Source organism: Micromonospora sp. LOL_023, from assembly GCF_048060115.1.
Classification (GTDB): Bacteria; Actinomycetota; Actinomycetes; order Mycobacteriales; family Micromonosporaceae; genus Micromonospora_E.
In genome coordinates, this window is sequence record NZ_JBHMIM010000006.1 from 107,660 (window position 1) to 128,574 (window position 20,915).

22 protein-coding genes, 1 tRNA gene, 2 pseudogenes and 1 riboswitch are annotated in these 20,915 nt (G+C 69.1%); of the genes and pseudogenes, 6 read left to right on the plus strand and 19 right to left on the minus strand.

Features of this window, described 5'->3' with window-relative positions:
- Window positions 1–28 precede the first annotated feature (28 nt).
- From ACFHVL_RS05285 to ACFHVL_RS05295, 3 genes are read right to left on the minus strand one after another with little or no spacing between them, the layout of a single operon-like run.
- Window positions 29–778: a LamB/YcsF family protein gene (locus ACFHVL_RS05285; RefSeq protein ID WP_416625934.1), complete on the minus strand. Its 750-nt coding sequence runs from the start codon at window positions 776–778 to the stop codon at window positions 29–31.
- The gene (locus ACFHVL_RS05290) at window positions 762–1,658 is read right to left on the minus strand and encodes a biotin-dependent carboxyltransferase family protein (protein ID WP_416625935.1); all 897 of its coding nucleotides are present in this window, start codon (window positions 1,656–1,658) and stop codon (window positions 762–764) included. Before ACFHVL_RS05290 ends, ACFHVL_RS05285 begins: the two co-directional genes overlap by 17 nt.
- Window positions 1,655–2,326 carry a 5-oxoprolinase subunit B family protein gene (locus ACFHVL_RS05295; RefSeq protein ID WP_416625936.1) on the minus strand — a complete coding sequence of 224 codons (672 nt, stop codon included), beginning with the start codon at window positions 2,324–2,326 and terminating at the stop codon, window positions 1,655–1,657. Before ACFHVL_RS05295 ends, ACFHVL_RS05290 begins: the two co-directional genes overlap by 4 nt.
- A gap of 83 nt (window positions 2,327–2,409) precedes the next feature.
- On the opposite strand from ACFHVL_RS05295, the gene trhA reads away from it, so the two are divergent.
- On the plus strand, window positions 2,410–3,087 hold the full coding sequence (trhA, locus tag ACFHVL_RS05300) for a PAQR family membrane homeostasis protein TrhA (RefSeq protein WP_416625937.1): 678 nt from the start codon (window positions 2,410–2,412) through the stop codon (window positions 3,085–3,087).
- Window positions 3,088–3,187: 100 nt separating this feature from the next.
- Here the strand turns inward: trhA and ACFHVL_RS05305 are convergent, their stop codons facing one another.
- Window positions 3,188–3,469 carry a DUF6458 family protein gene (locus ACFHVL_RS05305; RefSeq protein ID WP_416625938.1) on the minus strand — a complete coding sequence of 94 codons (282 nt, stop codon included), beginning with the start codon at window positions 3,467–3,469 and terminating at the stop codon, window positions 3,188–3,190.
- 116 nt (window positions 3,470–3,585) lie between these two features.
- Between ACFHVL_RS05305 and ACFHVL_RS05310 the strand changes: the two genes are divergently transcribed.
- Window positions 3,586–4,086 (plus strand): SixA phosphatase family protein, encoded by a 501-nt coding sequence (locus tag ACFHVL_RS05310; protein WP_416625939.1) that lies wholly within the window; start codon window positions 3,586–3,588, stop codon window positions 4,084–4,086.
- A gap of 48 nt (window positions 4,087–4,134) precedes the next feature.
- Here ACFHVL_RS05310 and ACFHVL_RS05315 read toward each other — a convergent pair whose 3' ends face one another.
- From ACFHVL_RS05315 to ACFHVL_RS05330, 4 genes are all read right to left on the minus strand, one after another.
- Window positions 4,135–4,395 (minus strand): DUF6458 family protein, encoded by a 261-nt coding sequence (locus tag ACFHVL_RS05315; RefSeq protein WP_326550579.1) that lies wholly within the window; start codon window positions 4,393–4,395, stop codon window positions 4,135–4,137.
- 162 nt (window positions 4,396–4,557) lie between these two features.
- Window positions 4,558–6,414 carry an acyl-CoA dehydrogenase gene (locus tag ACFHVL_RS05320; protein ID WP_416625940.1) on the minus strand — a complete coding sequence of 619 codons (1,857 nt, stop codon included), beginning with the start codon at window positions 6,412–6,414 and terminating at the stop codon, window positions 4,558–4,560.
- Window positions 6,415–6,825: 411 nt separating this feature from the next.
- The gene (locus ACFHVL_RS05325) at window positions 6,826–7,938 is read right to left on the minus strand and encodes a PP2C family protein-serine/threonine phosphatase (protein WP_416625941.1); all 1,113 of its coding nucleotides are present in this window, start codon (window positions 7,936–7,938) and stop codon (window positions 6,826–6,828) included.
- A 219-nt stretch (window positions 7,939–8,157) separates the two neighbouring features.
- Window positions 8,158–8,838, minus strand: coding sequence for a septal ring lytic transglycosylase RlpA family protein (locus tag ACFHVL_RS05330; protein WP_416625942.1), 681 nt, complete (start codon window positions 8,836–8,838; stop codon window positions 8,158–8,160).
- A 137-nt stretch (window positions 8,839–8,975) separates the two neighbouring features.
- On the opposite strand from ACFHVL_RS05330, the gene ACFHVL_RS05335 reads away from it, so the two are divergent.
- Window positions 8,976–9,521, plus strand: a complete 546-nt coding sequence (locus ACFHVL_RS05335; protein ID WP_416625943.1) for a phosphoribosyltransferase family protein — start codon at window positions 8,976–8,978, stop codon at window positions 9,519–9,521.
- Between the two features lie 6 nt (window positions 9,522–9,527).
- Here ACFHVL_RS05335 and ACFHVL_RS05340 read toward each other — a convergent pair whose 3' ends face one another.
- Window positions 9,528–9,971: a hypothetical protein gene (locus ACFHVL_RS05340; RefSeq protein ID WP_416625944.1), complete on the minus strand. Its 444-nt coding sequence runs from the start codon at window positions 9,969–9,971 to the stop codon at window positions 9,528–9,530.
- A 74-nt stretch (window positions 9,972–10,045) separates the two neighbouring features.
- Here ACFHVL_RS05340 and ACFHVL_RS05345 point away from each other — a divergent pair, with 74 nt between their 5' ends.
- Window positions 10,046–10,882 (plus strand): glycosyltransferase, encoded by an 837-nt coding sequence (locus ACFHVL_RS05345; protein WP_416625945.1) that lies wholly within the window; start codon window positions 10,046–10,048, stop codon window positions 10,880–10,882.
- Here the strand turns inward: ACFHVL_RS05345 and ACFHVL_RS05350 are convergent.
- From ACFHVL_RS05350 to ACFHVL_RS05360, 3 genes are all read right to left on the minus strand, one after another.
- Complete coding sequence (locus ACFHVL_RS05350; RefSeq protein ID WP_416625946.1) at window positions 10,848–11,573, minus strand: LLM class flavin-dependent oxidoreductase; 726 nt, start codon at window positions 11,571–11,573, stop codon at window positions 10,848–10,850. The genes ACFHVL_RS05345 and ACFHVL_RS05350 overlap by 35 nt on opposite strands.
- Before the next feature lie 154 nt (window positions 11,574–11,727).
- Window positions 11,728–12,177, minus strand: coding sequence for a type II toxin-antitoxin system VapC family toxin (locus tag ACFHVL_RS05355; protein ID WP_416625947.1), 450 nt, complete (start codon window positions 12,175–12,177; stop codon window positions 11,728–11,730).
- 609 nt (window positions 12,178–12,786) lie between these two features.
- The gene (locus ACFHVL_RS05360) at window positions 12,787–13,311 is read right to left on the minus strand and encodes a hypothetical protein (RefSeq protein ID WP_416625948.1); all 525 of its coding nucleotides are present in this window, start codon (window positions 13,309–13,311) and stop codon (window positions 12,787–12,789) included.
- A gap of 67 nt (window positions 13,312–13,378) precedes the next feature.
- On the opposite strand from ACFHVL_RS05360, the gene ACFHVL_RS05365 reads away from it, so the two are divergent.
- Window positions 13,379–13,570 (plus strand): hypothetical protein, encoded by a 192-nt coding sequence (locus tag ACFHVL_RS05365; protein WP_416625949.1) that lies wholly within the window; start codon window positions 13,379–13,381, stop codon window positions 13,568–13,570.
- A 299-nt stretch (window positions 13,571–13,869) separates the two neighbouring features.
- Here ACFHVL_RS05365 and ACFHVL_RS05370 read toward each other — a convergent pair.
- Window positions 13,870–13,943 (minus strand) — tRNA-Gly (locus ACFHVL_RS05370).
- A 61-nt stretch (window positions 13,944–14,004) separates the two neighbouring features.
- Window positions 14,005–14,517, minus strand: a complete 513-nt coding sequence (locus ACFHVL_RS05375) for a pyridoxamine 5'-phosphate oxidase family protein (RefSeq protein ID WP_416625950.1) — start codon at window positions 14,515–14,517, stop codon at window positions 14,005–14,007.
- A 100-nt stretch (window positions 14,518–14,617) separates the two neighbouring features.
- On the opposite strand from ACFHVL_RS05375, the gene dcd reads away from it, so the two are divergent.
- Window positions 14,618–15,196 carry a dCTP deaminase gene (gene dcd, locus ACFHVL_RS05380; protein ID WP_416625951.1) on the plus strand — a complete coding sequence of 193 codons (579 nt, stop codon included), beginning with the start codon at window positions 14,618–14,620 and terminating at the stop codon, window positions 15,194–15,196.
- 123 nt (window positions 15,197–15,319) lie between these two features.
- Here dcd and ACFHVL_RS05385 read toward each other — a convergent pair whose 3' ends face one another.
- The 5 genes and pseudogenes from ACFHVL_RS05385 to ACFHVL_RS05405 all read right to left on the minus strand — a co-directional run.
- Window positions 15,320–16,348: an NlpC/P60 family protein gene (locus ACFHVL_RS05385; protein ID WP_416625952.1), complete on the minus strand. Its 1,029-nt coding sequence runs from the start codon at window positions 16,346–16,348 to the stop codon at window positions 15,320–15,322.
- Between the two features lie 5 nt (window positions 16,349–16,353).
- Window positions 16,354–16,494: riboswitch (cyclic di-AMP (ydaO/yuaA leader) on the minus strand.
- A gap of 255 nt (window positions 16,495–16,749) precedes the next feature.
- On the minus strand, window positions 16,750–17,679 hold the full coding sequence (locus ACFHVL_RS05390) for an NlpC/P60 family protein (RefSeq protein WP_416625953.1): 930 nt from the start codon (window positions 17,677–17,679) through the stop codon (window positions 16,750–16,752).
- A gap of 308 nt (window positions 17,680–17,987) precedes the next feature.
- On the minus strand, window positions 17,988–18,602 hold the full coding sequence (locus tag ACFHVL_RS05395) for a VanZ family protein (protein ID WP_416625954.1): 615 nt from the start codon (window positions 18,600–18,602) through the stop codon (window positions 17,988–17,990).
- Window positions 18,603–18,612: 10 nt separating this feature from the next.
- Window positions 18,613–18,912, minus strand: a pseudogene (locus ACFHVL_RS05400) (heterodisulfide reductase-related iron-sulfur binding cluster); the annotation flags it as partial.
- Window positions 18,913–18,983: 71 nt separating this feature from the next.
- Window positions 18,984–20,865, minus strand: a pseudogene (locus ACFHVL_RS05405) ((Fe-S)-binding protein); the annotation flags it as partial.
- Between the last annotated feature and the right edge of the window lie 50 nt (window positions 20,866–20,915).

The window sequence follows — 20,915 nt, forward strand, 5'->3', positions numbered from 1 at the left end:
GGCCGGCAGACACGGCTCGGCCGGCGGATCAGACGAAGGCACCGACCCGCTGGCTGGCGGATTCCAGGGCGGCGCGGATCCGCTGGGCCAGCGCGACCGCTCCGGGCGTGTCCCCGTGAACGCAGATCGACTCGACGGGGCAGCCGACCACCGTGCCGTCCGTTGCGGTCACGGTGTGGTCGACCACCATCGACAGCGCCTGGGCGACGACCGTCGCGTGGTCGTCGAGCAGCGCACCGGGCTCACCACGGGGCACCAGCCGCCCGTCCGACAGGTAGCCGCGGTCGGCGAACCCTTCGTCGACATGGCGCAGCCCGGCACCGGTGGCAAGTTGCCCGAGCACCGAACCGGGCAGGCAGAGGATCGGCAGGGTCGGATCGAAGTCGACCACGGCGGCGACGACCGCTGCCGCCTGCGCCTCGTCGACACAGGCGGTGTTGTACAGCGCCCCGTGCGGTTTGACGTACCGCACCCGGGCACCGGCGACCCGACAGAGTCCGTCCAACGCGGCGATCTGGTAGAGCACGTCGTCGCGGAGTTCGTCGAAGCGGTAGTCGATCCGTCGCCGGCCGAAGCCAACCAGGTCGCGGTAGCCCACCTGCGCGCCGACGACCACGCCACGGGCGGCGGCCGCGGCACAGACCCGCCGCATCGTCGCCGGGTCGCCGGCGTGGAATCCGCAGGCGACGTTGGCGGAGGTGACGATGTCGAGCAGTGCCTCGTCGTCGCCGAGGCGCCAGACGCCGAAGCCCTCCCCCAGATCAGCGTTGAGGTCCATGGAACTCCACGGTAGTGCCCGGCCTGGCCTGAGCGAGCGCGGTGACGTCGTCGACCACGCCGATGACCGGGTAGCCGCCGGTGGTCGGGTGATCCGCGAGGAAGATCAGCGGCTGACCGTCGCCGGGGACCTGGACGGCACCGAGCACCAGCCCTTCGCTGGGCAACTCCTCGGCGATGGCCCGGGGCAGTGCCGCGCCGGTCAGCCGGACACCGATCCGGTTGCTCACCGGGCTCACCGCGTACGCGGTGTCGAACAGCCGCCGGACCGCCTCGCCGGTGAACCAGTCGGCGCGCGGGCCGAGCCGGATGGCGAGTCGGACCGGATCGGGTGGGGCCGACCAGCCAACGGCGTCGGCCGCGGGCAACAGGCCGCCCGGCCGCCCGGCCGCCGGGCGCTCGCCGATCGGCAGCACGTCGCCGTCGGCCAGCGGCGCCGGACCGATGCCGGCCAGGGTGTCGGTCGACCGGCTGCCCAACACCGGCGGTACGGCGATCCCGCCGGTCACCGCCAGATAGCTGCGTACCCCGTAGCTGGCCGGGCCGATCCTGACCAGCCCACCGGCCGGCACCGGCTCCGGGGTCAGGAACCCCATCCGGCGGCCGGCGGGCTGCGGCGTACCGGACCCGATCGGGCCGAGCAGCATCGTGGCGGGTGCTCCGGTGAGCGCGATCGTGGCCCCGGCAGGGAAGCGCAGCGTGCAACCGGTGAGGGTGACCTCCAGGCCGGCGGCCGCTGGCGGGTTGCCGACCAGCCGGTTGGCCAACGCGAGCGCCGGCTGGTCGAGGGCACCGGCCCGGGGCACGCCGAGGTGTGCCCAGCCGGGGCGGCCGTGGTCCTGCACGGTGGTGAGGGCACCGGCCCGGACCACTTCGATCATCGCGGCCCCCGGGCCGGGTCCGGCAGTCGCCGGGGCGGATCCGGCGGCGGTCCGACCGGGCTCAGCCGGACCCGGGTGCCCGGAGCGAGGGTCGCGGGCTGCTCGCGGTCGAGGTCGAACAGCACCAGGTCGGTACGGCCGACCAGTTGCCAGCCTCCGGGCGACGCGGTCGGATAGATCCCGGCGTACTCGCCGGCCAGGGCGACCGACCCGGCCGGTACCGCCGGGCGTGGGCTGGCGCGGCGTGGCACCGTCCAGCCGGCAGGCAGCCCGGTCAGGTATCCGAACCCGGGAGCAAAGCCGCAGAACGCCACGGTGAACTCGATACCGGTGAGGCGCTCGACGGCCCCGGCGACGTCGACGGCCCAGTGCCGGGCCACCTGCGGCAGGTCCGGTCCGTCGTAGCGGACCGGCACGGTGACCACCGTGACGCTGGCGGTTTCGCTGGGCACCGGCGGCGGCCAGTTGGCGACCTGTGTCACGGTGGCCGCCGGGTCGGGCAGTCCATCGAGCAGGATCGTCCGGGCGGCGGGCACGATGTCGACGACGGCCAGCTCACCGAGGTCACGGCGGCGGCTCAGCTCAGCTCGCCACGCCTCGATGTCTGCGGCCGCCGGCGTGGGCCACTCGAGTAGCAACGCCCGGCGGCCGACCGAACGCAACCGCATGTGGCCATCTTCGCGCAGCGGCACCAGCTGACGTGAGGCGATTCACTACCAGACAGTAACCTACGGTGCCGTAGCCTTATCTCGTGACCACCGAAGCACCCCTTCGCCTCAAGCCGGTCGACCTGGGCAAACCTCGGATGCGCGGCTGGCTGCACACGTACGCCTTCTTCGTAGCCCTGGTCAGCGGGATCGTGCTCTGCTCGCTGGCGGCTACCCGACCGGGCTGGACCCCGCTGATCAGCTGCGTCGTCTACAGCCTGACGGTCTGCGGACTGTTCGGCACCAGCGCGCTGTATCACCGCCGGGTCTGGTCGGAGCGCGCCTACCAGGTGATGCGCCGACTCGACCACTCGATGATCTTCGTCTTCATCGCTGGTACATATACACCGTTCTGTCTGCTCCTGCTGCCCGGACGCAGCGCGGCGACCATGCTCGCGGTGGTGTGGGCGGGAGCCCTCGGGGGGGTGGCGATGAAACTGATCTGGCCGCATCTGCCGCGCTGGGCGGGAGCCCCGCTCTACATCGCCCTCGGTTGGGTCGCGGTGGCGGTGCTGCCCGACATTCTCCACTACGGCGGCGTCACCGCGTTGGTGCTGCTGATCATCGGCGGCGCGGTGTACAGCGTCGGCGCGATCTTCTACGCGCTACGGCGGCCGAACCCGTGGCCGACGGTCTTCGGCCACCACGAGTTCTTCCACGCATGCACCCTGGTGGCCGCGCTCTGCCACCACATCGCGATCTACTTCGCCCTCTACGCCTGACCGGCCCACCCACCCCCAACATCGCGGCGATCTTGCAGTTATCGACGGACAAGGTGGACAAATCCTGTCGATAACTGCAAGATCGCCGCGAGGGGCGGGCTCAGACGGGGCGTCCCGGGCGACGGACCTCCCGGTACTGCTGCTCCTCGACCACCCGGTCGTTCTCCATCGGAGCCGCCGCGACTGCCGGCTCGTCGGACCGGGCCACCACCGTGCGCCGCCGGCTCTGCCAGAACCACAGGGTCAGCACGAGCCCGAACACACCGGCGACCATCAACACCCAGCCGACGGTGGTCAAGTCGAGAAAGCCCAGTTCAGCCTCGACCGCGAAGGCCAGGATCGCACCCAGAGCGATGAGGAAGATGCTGCCACCGATACCCACTTCGAACCTCCTTGGCTACTGCCGGCATCGTCGTGCCGGCCGGACACCGCTTGTGAGGTAGCGGCGCGCACCGATGTACCCAGGCACTTCTCGGCTCAATCAGGCATGCTGTCCGCATGACGCGACGCGGGATCGTGCTGCTGCGCCACGCCAAGGCCGAGCAGCCTGACCAGATGGCGGACACCGAACGTGGGCTCACGCCCCGCGGTCACTCGGACGCGGCGCACGCGGGACGCTGGCTGGTGAGCGAGGAACTCTGGCCCGAGTTGGTGCTCTGCTCGCCGGCGCGACGCACCCGGCAGACCTGGCACGAGGTGTCGGCGGCGGGTCCGCAGGTCCCGACCCGGTTCGAACCCCTGTTGTACGGCGGAACCGTCCGCGACCTGCTCACCCTGTTGCAGAAGCTCGACGAACCGACCGGCCGGGTGCTCGTCGTCGGGCACAACCCGACGATCTCCTACTTCTCGGCCCTGCTGGACCCGGCCGGTGCCAGCGACAGCGGGCTGCGCACCTGCGGGATCGCCGTGCACGAGTTCACCGGTGACTGGTCCGGGTGCGGGCCGGAGGCGGCCCCGTTGGCGAACACGTACACCGCGCGGGGGGCGAACGCCGGCTGAGCCGGTGCGGTTCGCCCACCCGTGCGGTGTACACGGAGTCGGTCCGAGTCAGTTGGGTGGCTGCGGCGGTTCCGCCGGCGGCGGGACCATCTGCGCCGGATGGGAGAGTTTGTTCTCTTCGACGATCACCGTCCGGGCCCGCCGGCGACGGTCGTTCCAGAACCAGAGCACGGTGAGCAGGATCGCCAGGCCCGCCAGCATCAGCACCCAGCCCACGGCTTGCACGTCGAGCCACCAGACGTCCGCCCGGACGGCGTACGCCAGGATGGCGCCTACTGCGATGAGGAAGATTCCACTGCCGATACCCATGTGCACTCCTTGTGCGGTCGCTACAAGTTGTGCGATCGCCTGCTGATCTACCCGGCAGGCAGCGTGCGAAACGGCGGGGGACGCGGGAGCGGCCGGCGAGCAGGGGGCTCCCGCCGGCCGCACGACGCGTGGGGTGAGGGTGGGGTTTCAGGCCTCAACCGGTCAGAAGGCGTCCTCGGGCAAATCCATCACGTCGAGCGACGTGCCGGCGATGATCCGACGATCCGCACCGATGCGGGGCAGCACCTCGCTGGCGAAGAACCGGGCGGCGGCGACCTTGCCCTGGTAGAAGGATCGATCGGCGGCCGTGACGTCACCGGTCAACGCGGCCAACGCGACCTCGGCCTGGCGCTGCAGCAGCCAGGCGATCACCACGTCGCCGAGGGCCAGCAGCAGTCGGCGGCTGCTCAGCCCGACCTTGTACAGCGAGCGTGGCTCACCGCCCTGCACCTCACCGAGCCAGCCGGTCATCACACCGAGGATGTTCTGCACCTCGCCGAGCGCCCGGCCGAGGGCCGCCCGCTCCTCCTTGAGCTGGCCGTTGCCGCCCTCGGCCTCGATGAAGCCCTGGATCTCGGTGGCGACCGCCATCAGCGACTGGCCGTTGTCCCGCACGATCTTGCGGAAGAACAGGTCGAGGCTCTGGATCGCGGTGGTGCCCTCGTACAGGGTGTCGATCTTCGAGTCCCGGACGTACTGCTCGAGTGGGTAGTCCTCCAGGAAGCCGGATCCGCCGAAGGTCTGCAGCGACTCGTGGCTGAGCAGTTCGTACGCGCGTTCCGAACCGCACCCCTTGACCAGCGGCAACAGCAGGTCGTTGACCCGTTTGGCAACCTTGACGGTCTCCTCGTCGCCAGCCGCCCGAGCGATGTTGATCTTGTCCTGCCAGCTGGCGGTGTAGCAGACGAGAGCACGCAGACCTTCGGCGTACGACTTCTGCAGCATCAGCGAACGGCGTACGTCCGGGTGGTTGGTGATCGCGACCCGGGGCGCCGACTTGTCAGTGCTCTGCAGCAGGTCGGCGCCCTGCACCCGGTTCTTGGCGTACTCCAGGGCGTTGAGGTAGCCGGTGGACAGGGTGGCGATCGACTTCGCGCCGACCAGCATCCGGGCGTACTCGATGATCAGGAACATCTGCCGGATGCCGTCGTGCACGTCGCCGAGCAGCCAGCCCTTGGCCGGCACGCCGTGCTCACCGAAGGTGAGCTCGCAGGTGGTGGAGACCTTCAGGCCCATTTTGTGCTCGACGTTGGTTGCGAAGACACCGTTGCGGTCGCCGAGCTCCCCGGTAGCCGGGTCGAAGTGGAACTTCGGCACGACGAACAGGGACAGGCCCTTTGTCCCGGGGCCGCCGGCGCCTTCCACGCCGACCGGGCGGGCCAGCACGTAGTGGATGATGTTGTCGCTCAGGTCGTGCTCACCGCTGGTGATGAACCGCTTGACGCCCTCGATGCGGAAGGAGCCGTCCGGCTGCGGGATCGCCCGGGTACGGCCGGCACCGACGTCGGATCCGGCGTCCGGCTCGGTCAGCACCATGGTCGACGCCCACTGCTTGTCGACGAAGAGCTTCGCCCATTCCTTCTGCTCCGGGGTGCCCTCGACGTAGAGGGTGTGGGCGAAGGACGGTCCGGAGGCGTACATCCAGATCGGCGCGTTGGAGCCGAGCACCAGGTCAGCCAGTGACCACCAGAGTGCACGGGGCGCGTTGGTGCCGCCCAGCGCCTCCGGCAGGTCCAACCGCCAGAACTCGGCGGCCATGAACGCCTGGAACGAACGGTGGAACTCCGGCGGCATGCGCACCGAGTGGGTGGCCGGGTCGAAGACCGGCGGATTGCGGTCGCCCGGCACGAAGCTGGCCGCGAACTCCTCGCGGGCCAACCGGTCGACCTCGGCGAGGATGCTCCGCGCGGTGTCGACGTCGAGGTCGGCGTAGGGCGCCTGGCCGAGGGTGCGGTCAGCGCCGAAGACCTCGAAGAGGTTGAACTCAAGATCCCTGAGGTTGCTCTTGTAGTGGGTCATCGAGTGGTGGCCCCCGCTCCCGGAAGTGTTACTGGTCAGTAACCACCACTGTATTACTCCTGGGTAGCCACCGACAAGCCCATCTAGCACAGTGACTGAAGCCACCCCACCCGACAGGCGGTCAATTGGACGGCTTTAGTCCGTTTGGAGGGCAATGACCGTGAAGGGAGCTAAAGGATGATGCGTCGGCCGTTACCGACTTCGCGGGAGATCGTTTTGCTCGGTGCGAGACTGCTGCAAAACGGCAAATCCGGATAACCGCCCGATTCAACCCGAGGAGGTCGAGGTGTCCATCATCCGACTGTTCGATTCGCTGATCGACCCCATCGCCGGTCGCCGCTACGTCGGTCGCCACCGGGCCCTCAGCACCGGCAACAGCTTTCTGGCCGTACCCCGCCTCGCCTGACCAGATCAGCCTTCGGCGGCGCCGACCTCCCAGCTCGGCACGGACGGAGCCGGCACCGCCCCGGACCCGGTGTACTCCATCAGCACCAGCGCGATGTCGTCGTCGAGCCGGCCGTACACCCATTCGATCAGGGCCGTCTCCAACGACGCCAGGCCGTCACCGACCTTTCCGTGACCGAGCAGTCGCCATGCTCGTTCCGCTGTCGGGAAGAACGCGCCGTCGCGCCGTGCCTCCCCCAGTCCGTCGGTGAACAGCAGCAACCGGTCACCTGGCTCCAGGCGCTCGACGCGTGGGCGTACCACCGGCATGAAACCCAGCGGCGGCGCCGGCGCCGGCGGTTCCAACGCGATCACCTCGCCCCGCCGCAACAGCAGCGGCGCTGGGTGGCCGCAGTTGACGATGGTCAGCGTGCCGCCACGTTCCTCGACGAGGGCGGCGGTCACGAAGTCCTCGTCGCCGACGCTGCGGGCCACCGCCCGATCGAGATCCGCGACGATCGCCCGCAGGTCGGCACGCTCGTACGCGACATGTCGGTACGAACCAAGCACGATACTGGCCAGCCGCACGGCGTCCAGACCCTTGCCGCGCACATCGCCGATGATCATCCGTACGCCGTAGGGCGTGTCGACCGCCTCGTAGAGGTCGCCGCCGATGTCGGCGGCGGCGGTGGCCGAGATGTAGCGACCCGCCACCGCCAGCGTACCGACCTGCGGCCCGAGCGGGCGAAGCACCGCCTGCTGGGCCACTGAGGCGAGCCGGGACAGTTCGGCGATCTGCCGCGCCTGGCGTTCCCGGATCACCGCGACCGCTGCCGCCAGGCCGGTGGCCAGCGCGATACCGACGACGTTGACGGCGGTGGCCAGCGACACCATCTGACCGGTCAGCGCGAACGTCCCGCCGACCAGGGTGGCCAACACGCCGATGAAGAGCACCACCCGCCAGGTGGCGAAGGCGGCGGCAAGGAACGGAGCCGCAGCCACCAGCCCGACGTAGTTCGCTCCGGTGCCGTCGGCGATCTCGACCACCGAGACGAGAGTGAGCAGCACGAGGGCCGCGCCGAGGCCGACGCGGGATCCGGAACTGAGCGGGCGGCGACCGCCCGTCGGGATGATGTGCATGGGTACGCGAAACAGCATGACTCATCAGCGGCGGTGGCCCAACGGTGTTGACCCCTCGTCTGACCCGGTTCTGGCCACCTGGGGTACTCAGGACGCTCGCCCCGCCCCGCGTGCCTCCACCGGCAGAAACCGGTTGCTCAACCTGCGGTCAAAAATCGGAATGGCACAGACCGCCGCTGACCAGCACTTCAGCCCTGATTGGCTAGTCAGTCATCGCAGTCAGTCGCCGAGAATCTCGTACCGGACCTCGAGGTGCCCCACAGCAAGCGCGGCAATCTTCTCAAATGCCCCACGAGCCAGATCCAGGCACCGGCCGTCCACGAACGGACCCCGATCGTTGATCCGCACCACGACGGCGGCTCCGCTCTGCGGGTTGATCACCCGCACCTTCGTGCCGAACGCCAAGGTGCGGTGCGCGGCGGTCAGCCCGGACGGGTCGAACGACTCACCGTTCGCGGTCACCTGCCCACTCGCGTAGTAGGACGCGCCGCAGGTGCCACTGTCGACCACGGTCGTCGAGCCGGCGGTCTGAGCGCTCGATCCGGCCGGGCTGTCTGCCGCCGCCGGGGTGGACGGCCGCGCCGCTGTCGGAGCCGCTGTCGGAGCCGGCGAACTCGTCGTGGCGGCCCGGTCGGCACCACGGGCCGCCCGTGCCGACTCGGTCGAGCGCTCCGGTGTCGGCGACGCGCCCGGGTCCGCAGCCAGGTCACCGGCGGATTCGCCGGGCACCGGCGTACCAGGGGCGACCGAGTACGAGACCGTCACCGACGGGTCCGCGCCGCCGGTCAACCCCAGCGCCGCCGTGGCCCCGCCGGCCAGCACCACGACGACGAGGGCGACCACCAGCCACGGTGCGAACCGCAGCCGGGACGAATGCTCAGTGCGGTGCCGAGGGGTCATGGCACACTCCTGGCCGGGGACAACATAATTCGCCCGGCACGGTAACCGGAGCAGCACTTGCCGTGTCAAGCCAACCAGGGCCACCGGCTCGTCTGACAGGTGCCCGGCCGATCCTGACTGCCGGGCATACTCGGGCGGTGACCGACCAGATCCGGCACCTGCTCATCGCCGCGTTCCGCTGGCACGACCCCGGACCGGGCAGCAGTCACCTGGTCAGCGACGCGTCCGGCTGGTGGCGAGAGCCGGCCATCCTCGCCGGCATCGGCCCCGCACTCGCCACCCTGGTCGCCGCCGACCAGCCGACCGTGGTGATGACACCACAGGTGACCGGGCTGCTCGTCGGCCCGTTGGTGGCCACCGCGCTCGGGGTGGGCGTCGTACCCGCGTACAAGGAAGATCCGCAGCGGGCCATCGCCGACGCCACCACCTGGACCACGACGGCGCCAGACTACCGTGGCCGAACGCTGCGCCTCGGCATCCGCGACCGGCACCTGCACCCCGGTGACCGAGTGCTCCTGGTCGACGACTGGGCAACCAGTGGTGCCCAACTTCGGGCGATGGCCCAGCTCGCGCGCGCCAGGCAGGCGACCGTGACCGGCAGCGCCGTCATCGTCGCCGACTGCCCGCCGGCCGTCGCCGACGAACTACGCCTCCGGAGCCTGTTGCACAGTACGGAACTCTGAAGCGCGCTACGGCGTCGCCTCGTGACCCGGGCGGCCGGCCGTCCGCCGCGACTGCTTCATCTCCGCCTCGTGGATGTGCCGGCGACCGGCCACCAGCTCGTCCCTGGCCGCCCGCTCCACCTCCTGAAACGTCGCGTAGTAGCCGTCGTCGAACTCCTCGACCAGCTGGAACGTCCACCGGCCCGGCAGCACGTTACGGCCGATCAGGTCAGCTTCCACCCGGTCCGCGATCCGCTGATGGCCGGCCGCGCGGAGCAGCTCGACCGCCCGGTCCAACGTCGCGTCCGCCCCGCCGATCAGCTGATGCATCGAGTAGAGGTGGCCACGGGCGCGGTGCACCGTCTCCAGCGCCTTGCTCAGCTCACCCAGCGCGGCCACGGTGGCATCGTCCACCCCGGCGGGGCGGGAGTGGGCGGCATCCACCGAGCGCGGATCCGTCGATTCCGGCATGGACAATTAGTACCAGGACACCCGCCGGCCCGACCGTAGGTCCCGGATCAACCACCACCGGTAAAGTCGTACCGGTGCAGCGGTCACCCCGGATCATCTCGGTGGTCACCCCCGTCCATCCGCCGAGCATCCCGTTCCTGACCGACGCGTACGCCTCACTGCGCGACCAGCGACTACCCGCCGGCTGGCAGTGGCGCTGGCTGGTCCAGGAGGACGGGCAGACCGGTGCGGTCGCCGCCGCCCTGCCCGACGACCCCCGAATCAGTACGGGGACCAACCGGCCGGGTGGACCGGGCGTCACCCGGACCATGGCGCTGTCCCGGGCGGAAGGCTCGCTGGTAAAGGTGCTCGACGCCGACGACCGGCTGACCCCTGACGAGTTGGCCCGCGACATCGCGGTCCTCACAGCCGATCCGACCATCGGCTGGACCACGGCGCGGGCGCTGGACCTGGCCCCGGAGGGCAGCACCTCGACGGTAGCCACCGACCCGGCACCCGGCCGGCTGCCCGCCGGGACGGTGCACCGGCACTGGCAGGCGAACGCCCACCAACTGCCGGTGCACCCGGCGACCCTGTGCATCCGGACCGATCTGCTGTTCGCCCTCGGCGGCTGGATGGCGCTGCCCGCCTCGGAGGACACCGGCCTCCTGCTCGCCGCGAGCACGGTCAGCGACGGGCACTTCATCGGCGAGGCAGGGCTGCTCTACCGCAAGTGGGCCGGCCAGGTGACCAGCCAGCAGGCGCACTGGTCACCGGCCGAACGAGCCAACCGTACCCAGGTCGTCGAGTGCCGGGTCGCGGCGCTGAGCCGCCTCCACCCGTTTCAGGTCGGCGGGACCTCGTACTGCAGCGGACTCAGCTCTCCGATCACCGGGGTCAACGGATCCAAGGCATCTTCGCGTACGACATAACGGGTGACACCCCAGCGCCTCTCGTGCTCGGCGATGGCGGAGAGGTGCCAGCCTCGATGTGCCGCAGCTGTGCCTCGATCTCGTCCCTGCGCCAGCGGGTCCGGTGCGTGTGCCCGTCGGGGAGGGTGCGACCGAAGCCGGTGAGTCCGACGACATCGGCGTTGGCACCCGCCCAGCGCAACAGATGGGAGTTGCCCGTGCCGAGAGTGAGCGGCACCCGCTCCCGCACTGGCCTTGGCCCGATCAGCCGGGCCGCGCGTGCGGCGACCTCAGGGGTGTCGGCATCCACCTCTTCACCGTCGAGCAGGGCACCCACGGCTTCCGCCACCGCTATGCACCGCCGTACCCGCCCCACGACATCGGGACGATGCCGCCCGATCGCCTCCCACTCGGCCGGGGTGTGGCCAGCGCCAAGGCCGAGGCGGGCGCGGCCGCCGGAGACCACATCGAGCGTGGCGACATCGGCCGCAAGCAGGATGGGTTCGCGGACTCCGGCATTGGATACGTACGAGCCGAGCCCGATCGTCGACGTTACTGCAGCTGCAGCCGCAAGAGCGACGAAGGGCGAGGCCACCGAGCCTGGGTGATCCGCGACGAGTAGGGCGTCGAATCCGGCGGTCTCGCACTTGCGGGCGAGTCGCAGCCAACCACCGGCATCGGACGGACTCGCTTGCAGTGAAATCGTGGTCACGACGCCAGTCTGTCGCGATCCGGCTCGGATTTTCCTGCCCAGGCCGGGAGATCTGCTACCAGCAGAAGCACTGAACCCCCGGTCACGGATCAGACCTGCGCCGGGCAACCGCCGTACTCACAAAGTGGCCCGCTGGTCGCCTTCTATGGCGGAGCTAGGGCACGACGGTGACCGGGTAACGGTCCGCGACCTTGACGGCGGCCGCCATCCGTCTATCGACGGTTGCGATCTCGGTCGTGCCAAAGCGCTCCGCTGCGGCGATCACCGCAGCGTCGGTCGCACCCAGCGGCAGATCTGCATACTTCCGCACAAGCTGCCCCATCCTGTTGAAGTCGGCCCGACCTGGACAGAAGAGGCGGAAGTACGCCGGGGTGCGGGATACTTCGTCAAGGAACGCCGCTCCGTGTCCGCTGCCTGCCGTCCTCTTGAGCAGGTAGCAGACCTCGGTGATCACCAAAACCGGGATCACCAGCGTCCGCCGCTCTCGTAACGCCAGTTCAAGCCACTTCACACAGGACGTATGGTGTTCATCATCCTTGTTGATCATAGCGACCAAGGGCCCAGTGTCGACCACCACAAAGGGCCGCGGCGTGCGAGCGGTCACCTCTCGGCGTCAGTGCCGCGAACAATGTCCTTGGCGCGAACCGCAAGATCGACTCGACCGGCGCGCAGCATCCCGACAAAGCCGGGCAGATCAACCCGCTCGGCGTCCGGCTTCGGAGGTGGCACTCCAGCTGACCTGGCCCGAGCTCCTTTGATCCGCTGGGCGGCGGCCTTCACCTCGTCGATACTCCTGGCTTTCGACCAGACGCCAGACTTCGAAACGTGGACGCCCGTCTTAGTAGCGCGCACGACGACTGACCTGCGAGAGGTCGACTCCGGCTGCTGCTTCCTCTGGGCCATATTGCAAGCGTAACGGTAAGGGACGCTGACGTACATGGGTGGGCGCTCAAGAGCACGGAGTAACGCCGCGCCCGACCCACCCGCATGGACGCACCTTTCCTGCGTCGCATCGCGTCGCTCGGGCTTGACCGGCCGCCAGCTTGGCATCCGACATCCCGGAGACTGTCCGTCTTCGACGGCTCGGTCGGTACCTGCCCCATGCTGTTGGATGCCATGGGATGACGTTCCCGCACGGCAAACATGATCGATAAGCAGCGGTCCGTCGCGTGTGATCACGTGACGGACCGTTTGCGATACGGCGGTGAGACCCTTAGGCGTCATGCAGGGTGCGGCGGATGCCGGCTGCTTCGATCTGTTCGGCGGTCACTGGCTGCCCTCCGTTCTCCTGCCAGGCGTCCATCAGGTCAGCGAGGATCATCCGTGCTCCGGACTCGCCGTGCTCCTCCTTCATGTCCTCGTACGTCCAGCGAAGAACCACGCCCGGTGCCGCACCGACCAGGTTCTGTCCTGCGGTTGGTAGGTCGATGTGGCACTCGCGGTCTTCCCCGTCGAGCCACGCGAACTCGGGGTCGTCGCGCTTGCCTTCGGCGACCAGGCGGTCGCGGAGCTTGTCGAGCTGAACGATCGCCCACTCCAGCGACTCGCAGCCGAGCTTGTGGCACTGGCCGCACTTGGGCCAGATCCGACCGTCCGGTGAGTGGTGGGCTGCCCGGATGTCCCGAGCCGCCTGATCGATCTCGTCTTGGCTGGGCGCCGGGTCGGGTTCGTCGGTTTGGCACTCGTGCTCGTGGCCGGAGTCCGTCTCCAACCAACGGTCGTCATCCATGGCAGTCATCCCTCGATGGTGTTACCTGCTGTTGTGAGATGTCAACAGCAGGTCCAAATGGTCCAAAGTTCAGGGCGTGGAACTCGTCGGCGCATGGGAGCTTGCCGAGATGCTCGGTGTCACCAGACAGAGGGCGTGGGTGATCAGCCGGCACCGGGACTTTCCCGCACCAGTCGCCAAGCTGCGTATGGGCGACGTGTGGAACCGGGCCGATGTCGTCGACTGGATCAAGCAGCATCGGCCACACCAGCAGCAGCCTGACGGCTGACACGGTCGGAACCGGCTCAGCCGGCCTTCAGGTAGACGGCAGATCGGCCAGCACATGGCCGTCGCGACGCCACCAGGCTGAACGCGCCGGACGCGCCGCCCCGGCAAATGCGAAACGCTGATGCGCGTCGGCGACGCGTACGTCCCGCAGTCGCATCCGCCCGACGACGTATCTCCTCGGCGGCAGCACGGACCGCGTCGCTCTCGAATGCGAGCTAGTGGTTCGGCCCCCTGCGGTTTCGGTCACCTGGCAACACAAAGCCCTGGTTGGGACTAGCGTCCTGACCAGGGCTTTCGGGGTGGAGCGGGTGACGGGAATCGAACCCGCACTGTCAGCTTGGGAAGCTGATGTTCTGCCATTGAACTACACCCGCGAGCGGTCCTACTCTACCTGGTCCGCACGGCAGGTACGCAACAGCCCGTCAGGCGCGCCGATCAGCAGGCAACCGCCGTGGGCATCGAGCTGTGGGCGCTGCTGCTAGCCGGATCCAGCCAGACCTGGACCGCGGCGTCCTCGGCGACGGCGGTCAGTTGGCCGGTGGTGCCGCCCCGATGCGCCATCATCGCCACGTCGACGGTGAACTCGAACAGTCGCCAGTCGACATTGGGCACCGCCCGCAGGTCGTCGGCGAGCTGGGCGACCTTGTCGACATCGGTCACCGGGTGGGCGCGGCCGGCGAGATACGCCTCGTCGTCGCTCTCCTCCGGCGGAAACGAGTGCAGCGCGTACCGCCCGTCGCGTTCCAGGTCGCGCCGCTTCGGCGAGTCGATGATGAAGCAGTACAGCCCGTGGTCGGTGATCACCGGCGAGACCGGGTGGATGCGGGGGCCGCCGTCGGCCCGGACCGTGGCGAGGTAACCCAGGCCAGGGCCGTACTGCTGCATGAGGAGCCGGATCGCCGTGGCCAGCCGGGGCTCATCGGCTGCGAACTCGGACCAAGTTGCCATGTCGACAGTCTAGTCGAACACCTGTTCGAATTGGTAGCCGACGTGCCGGTCTTCAACGCCCTGTCCAGGTCGTCCGGGCTGTGGTCGCTATCGTGTGACGATGCTCCTCTCCGACCGGGACATCGTCGCGGAGACCAAGACCGGTGGCCTCTCCCTCGACCCGTTCGAGCCGTCGCTGATCCAGCCGTCGAGCATCGACGTCCGGCTCGACTGCCACTTCCGGGTCTTCAACAACCACCTCTACACCCACATCGACCCGGCCACCCGCCAGGACGACCTGACCTCCCAGGTCGAGGTGCCGACCGGGGATCCGTTCGTGCTGCACCCTGGCGAGTTCGTGCTCGCCTCGACGCTCGAAGTCGTGTCACTGGGCGACGGGCTCGCCGCGCGGCTGGAGGGCAAGTCGAGCCTCGGGCGGCTCGGTCTGCTCACCCACTCCACCGCCGGGTTCATCGATCCTGGCTTCTCCGGTCACGTCACCTTGGAGCTGTCCAACGTCGCGAACCTGCCGATCAAGCTCTGGCCGGGGATGAAGATCGGTCAGCTGTGCATCTTCCGGCTGTCGTCGCCCGCCGAGCACCCGTACGGCTCATCGGCCTACGGCTCGCGGTACCAGGGTCAGCGGGGTCCAACGCCGAGCCGATCCTGGCAGCAGTGGCACACCTGGCCTACCGGATAGCAGTGGCGAAAGGCGCCCTCCCAGGCCGGGGGGGGACATGGGAGGGCGCCTTTCCGGTGGCCGGTGCCGCCGCGCGACGGGGGGATCTAGCGGCGTGCGCCGGGCCATGGGGAGAAGTGACGTCTAGCCGGGCCTGCCGTAGCTGTGCACGCCGGAACCGATCTTGCGCATCGCGATCGGCTCACCGGTCTGCGACGCGTGCACGATCCAGCCGTCACCGACGTACATCCCGACGTGGGACAGGCTGTAGTAGAAGATGAGGTCGCCCGGTCGCAGCTCGTCCCGGCTGACGTTGCGGATCAGCTGCCGCTGCTGGGCGGCGTTGTGTGGCAGCGAGACACCGCCCTGGCGCCACGCGGCCGAGGTCAGACCCGAGCAGTCGTAGCCGGTCGGGCCGGCGGAGCCCCAGATGTACGGCTTGCCGATCTGGGCGCAGGCGAAGGTGACCGCCTTGCCGGCGGCACCGCCGGGGTAGGTCGCGGGGCACGGCGCGGGGCGCAGCGAGCCGAGCGTGGTCGTCGCGCCGTATGCCTGCAGCCGCAGGTCCTGGAGCCGGTCGACCTCGGCGTCGATCTCCTTGGCCTTCGCCGCGAGCTGGGTTTCGGTGCTGGTCAGCTCGGTGACCAGCTCGTCCAGCGGCGCCTTCTCTGCGGCGTACTTCTCCTTCAGGTCGACGACGACCTGGACGTCCCTGGACTGCCGGCGGGCGAACTGGTCGAGCAGTTCGAGCTGGTCGGCGAGGTGGGTCGGCTTCCCACTGGTCAGGATCGCGGTCATCATCGACGGGCTGCCGCCCTTGTACGACCGTGCGGCGAATTCGCTGACCCGCTCCATGGCCAGGTCGATCTGGATCTGCAGCGGCTGGATCTTCTTTTGCAGGGCCGCCGCCTGGCTCTTCTTGGTGGCGAGATCCTGCCGTACGGCGTTGTGCCGCTCGATGGTCGGCTCGAGCTCGGACCAGGCGTCGTCGATCTGCGCTTCGATCTGCGCGACAGTCGGTTGCGCCTGCGCTGGCGCTCCGACCAGCAGAAGTCCGATGCCGGTGGTGGCGGCGACAGCCGCGGTGAGGATTCGTCGACGTACGGGCGGCGCTGTTCGTCCGTGGTCCTGGCTGGACCATCCGGAGTGCCGCCGAGGGGCTCTCGTAGCCACCGGACTCCTTGTCCGCAGACCGCCTACCGGGTCAGCTGACGGGTTCGGGCGGAAAGGAGACGCCCTACCGCAGTTGATCCTGCGGATGCACCCCAGGTGCTGTGGTCCCCGGCTCGTCGTTCGCGACGATTCGGCAGTGTCAGGTCGAGGTCAACCGGGTTGGTTGACGTCCTCCCGACTCGACGATCCCCAAGGGTAGAGAGACCGCTTCTCCGTACGCAAGCGAGACAGCTACTCATATCTTTGCGTATTCGAGTGGTTGCCATTAGTGTATCGGCGCTTGTCGCTCAGGCGTTCGAATCCCGCCGGCTGGACCGGCACTTTCGCACCGGCCCAGCCCACTTTCCACCGGCGGTCAACTAACCGGCTTGACCTGGTCAGACCCGTTTTGACCTGCCATCTCAGCCCACTCGGCGGAATCCGACCAGCGGCATGTGGTCGATATTCTCGATTTGCACTGGTTGTCCGGCGCGGGGCGCGTGGACCATCAGGCCATTGCCGATGTACATGCCCACGTGATGTAGGTCACTGAAGAAGAAGACCAGGTCGCCGGGGAGCGCCTCGGCCCGACCGACCGGAACCGCCTGGTTCCACTGGGATCCGGTGAAGTGGGTGAGCTGGACGCCGGCACTCGCCCACGCGTACTGGGTCAGGCCCGAACAGTCGAACGAGTTCGGACCGGTGGCACCCCAGACGTACGGCTTGCCGATCTGGGCGCAGGCGGTACGCAGGGCGGTGCCGGCGGCGCCCCCGACCGAGACCGCCGGGCAGGGGCCGGAGACTCCGGAGCTTCCGGTGTAGCCAGCGGTCTGGTACGCGGCGGCCCGCGCCTGCTCCAGCCGCTCGATGTCGGCGTCGATCGTCTTACGCCTGGCGGCGAGTTCCTCGTCCTGCGCCTGCTGCCTGGCGATCAGCGCGTCGAGCGCCTGCTTCTCACTCAGATAGCGGTCCCGGGCGTCCAGGACGGCCGCGATCTGCTGCTGCCGTTGACTGGAAATCCGGTCCAGCACCATGAGCTGGTCAGCGAGACTGGTCGGCGAGCCCGATTTCAGCAGCGCGTTGAATTCGCTGGACGGGCCGGTGCGGTAATAGCGGTTGGCGACCTCACCGATCTCGGTCGCGGCCAGGTCCGCCTGCAACGCCAGCGGCCGGATCCGCTCGTCGAGCTCGGCGGACTTCTTCCGGTTGGCCTTCAGCTCGCTGTGCACCTTGTTGTACTGCTCGATCACCGGCTCCAGCTTGCGCCACTGGGCATCCAGCTCGTCCTCGATCTGGGCCAGCGTCGGCTGGGCGTGCCCTGGAACCGCCGATGACAGCACCCCGGCGGCCACGATCGTCAGGGTCAGTACGAATCGGGCGACCCTGACGATTGACTGCTTCCCGTACCCAGAATGCAACTTGGTGTGATTGCGAGTGCGCAAACGGGTGAGCACACGTGCCATTGGCAGCGACTCCTTCATTGACGATCGCTGGGCCTCGCACACGGGGAATCGGAGGCCGACGTACACAGCGGTCGGTGATTCACCTTATTGGAACGGCACGCATTGGATCAAGGCCGACGCCCCGGTCCACGCACACACCCGGCGGCACCGGACGATGCGGGGGCGGTTGACTGCGGGGCAGTTTGACCGCGGCCACCTCACGCCGTTGGTGGGGCACCCTGGTCCACGTGGGGTGTTCCGCCGCGTACCGGCCAGAGCCACCGGGACAACAGGCGGACCGCGCCGGCCGCGACCGCCCCGACCAGGACGCCGGTCGCGTTGTTGACCCAGTCGTAACCGACGCACTCGCGGCCCATCCCCAACACGGCCTGGCCGAGCTCCACGGCCGCCGGGGCCAGCAGCAGTACCCCGACGGCGATCAGCGGCCGGCGCACCGCCAGCACGGTGCAGAACGCCAGCGGCACGAACATCGCGATGTTGCCGACCCGTTCCCCCAACGAGCCCACCGTCACCAACCCGGACCAGAGCACCGACGGGTCGGTCAGGGACCGGACGCAGGCCGCGATCACCTGGCCGTCCGGCCCGTCGACCGACACCCCGGGAGCGAGCGGTACGCCGACGCCGGTCGGTGCCGGTGGCAGGGTCAGGGCGGCGATCGCGGCGGCCCCGACGAACATGCCGAGCGTCGGCCAGCGGGCCCAGCCGAGCCGCCGCGCCAGTGGCCGGTGCGTCACCAGGCCGACCGCCGTCACCAGCGCGAGCAGGACGAACGGCCAGGGTTGGGACAGGAACTCACGGGCCCAACCAAGCACCCGCTTCTCCCTACTCTTCGGCGACCGCCGACGATGCTACCGCTGGCCGCACCGACCTGAGCAGCACGGTCGCGACGTCGACGACCTCGACGTTCTCGGCCGCCTCGCCGGTGGACTGTTTGCCGGTGACCCCGTCGCCGAGCATGGTGAAGCAGAACGGGCAGCCGACGGCGATCGTCTCCGCCCCGGTGGACAGCGCCTCCTCGACGCGGTCGACGTTCACCCGCTTGCCGATCCGTTCCTCCATCCACATCCGGGCGCCGCCGGCACCGCAGCAGAACGAACGCTCGGAGTTTCGGGGCATCTCGCGCAGTTGTGCGCCGGCTGGTGCCGCGCCGGACCCGCCTGTGGCCGCGCCACCGCTGTCGGAGCCACCGGTCAGCGCGGCGGCGAGCACCTCGCGGGGTGGGCTGAACACCCGGTTGTGCCGACCCAGGTAGCACGGGTCGTGGTAGGTCAGGCCGCCGTCGAGCGGGGTGACCGGGGTCAACTTGCCGGTCGCGACCAGGTGGGCCAGCAACTGCGTGTGGTGTACGACCTCGAAATGCCCACCGAGCTGCCCGTACTCGTTGCCCAGGGTGTTGAAGCAGTGCGGGCAGGTCGCGACGATCTTACGGCGGGTCGGCTCGCGGTCGCCGAAGGCTTCGTTGAGGGTCTCGACGTTCTGCTGGGCGAGCATCTGAAAGACGAACTCGTTGCCGATGCGCCGGGCCGGGTCACCGGAGCAGGTCTCGCCCTCGCCGAGGATGGCGAAATCGACACCGGCGGAGTGCAGCAGGGTCGCCACCGCCCGGGTGGTCTTCTTCGCCCGGTCCTCGAAGGCACCGGCGCAGCCGACCCAGAACAGGTATTCGAAGTCGTCCACCTCGCCGACCCGGGGGACCGCGAAGTCGAGGCCCTTGGTCCAGTCCTCCCGGGTGTTCGGCGGGGCACCCCACGGGTTGCCCTTGTTCTCCAGGTTGCGCAGCATCACGCCGGCTTCGCTGGGGAAGCTCGACTCGATCAGCACCTGGTAGCGACGCATGTCGACGATGTGGTCGACGTGCTCGATGTCGACCGGGCACTGCTCGACGCAGGCACCGCAGGTGGTGCAGGACCAGAGCACGTCGGGGTCGATGATGCCGCCGACGTCGGCACCGCCGATCAGCGGGCGGTCGGCTTCGGCCAGTGCCAGGGCGTCGACCTTGGCGAGTTGCTCGGCGGTGGCCTGTTCCTCGCCGGTGAGGTCCTTGCCGCCGCCGGCGAGCAGGTACGGCGCCTTGGCGTAGGCGTGGTCGCGCAGCGACAGCACCAGCAGCTTCGGTGACAGCGGCTTGCCGGTGTTCCAGGCCGGGCACTGGGACTGGCAGCGGCCGCACTCCGTGCAGGTGGTGAAGTCGAGCAGGCCCTTCCAGCTGAACTGCTCGACCTGGGCGACCCCGAACTGGTCCTTTTCCGGGTCTGCCTCTTCGAAGTCGAGTGGTTTGCCGTCGCTCATCATCGGCCGCAGCGCGCCCAGGCCCGAGTTGGGCTTGCCGGGGTCACGCTTGAAGTAGATGTTGAAGAAGGCGGCGAACCGGTGCCAGGCCACGCCCATGGTGAGGGTCAACGCGATGACGATCAGCCAGGTCATCGAGATGAGGATCTTGATGAGGGCGGTGACGCTGATCGCCGCGTCCGAGGCGGGCAGGATCGCGCCGAGCGCGTGGCTGACCGGGGTGGCCCAGACCGGGTAGTCGAAGTGATCGGTGGCGACCCGGAAGCCGCGGATGAAGAACCCGCAGACGAGTACGGCCAGCACGATCGCCTCGACGAAGTAGCCCTGCCACATGGTCGAGCCGGTGAACCGGGACCGGCGGCCGGCGCGGGACGGTCGGTTGACCAACCGGATGCCGATGAGTACCACGATGCCGACGAAGCCGAGGATCGAGATGAACTCGGTGACCAGTCCGTAGACCAGCCAGCCGCCGATCACCGGGATGCCGCCGCCGGCGTCGACGACCTCGAAGTACGCCTCCAGCACCAGCACGGAGAGCACGATGAACGCGATCATCACGAACCAGTGGGCGGCGCCGACCACACCCCACCGGAGCATCCGGGTGTGCCCGAGGGTCTCGCTGAGCATCCCCCGGGCCCGGGTTGCGGCGTCGCCGGACCGGGTCGGGTCGGCCTTGCCGAGCCGGATGATCGAGACGAACTGCCAGATCGCCCTGCCGGCGAGCGCCACGGCCACCGCGGTGACGATGGCGGCGATGACCGTGGTGACGATCTGAACCGTGCCCATGCGGTGGCCTCCCGGTGTGCTGCTGACGAGCTGTCCGGTGACCGGACAGC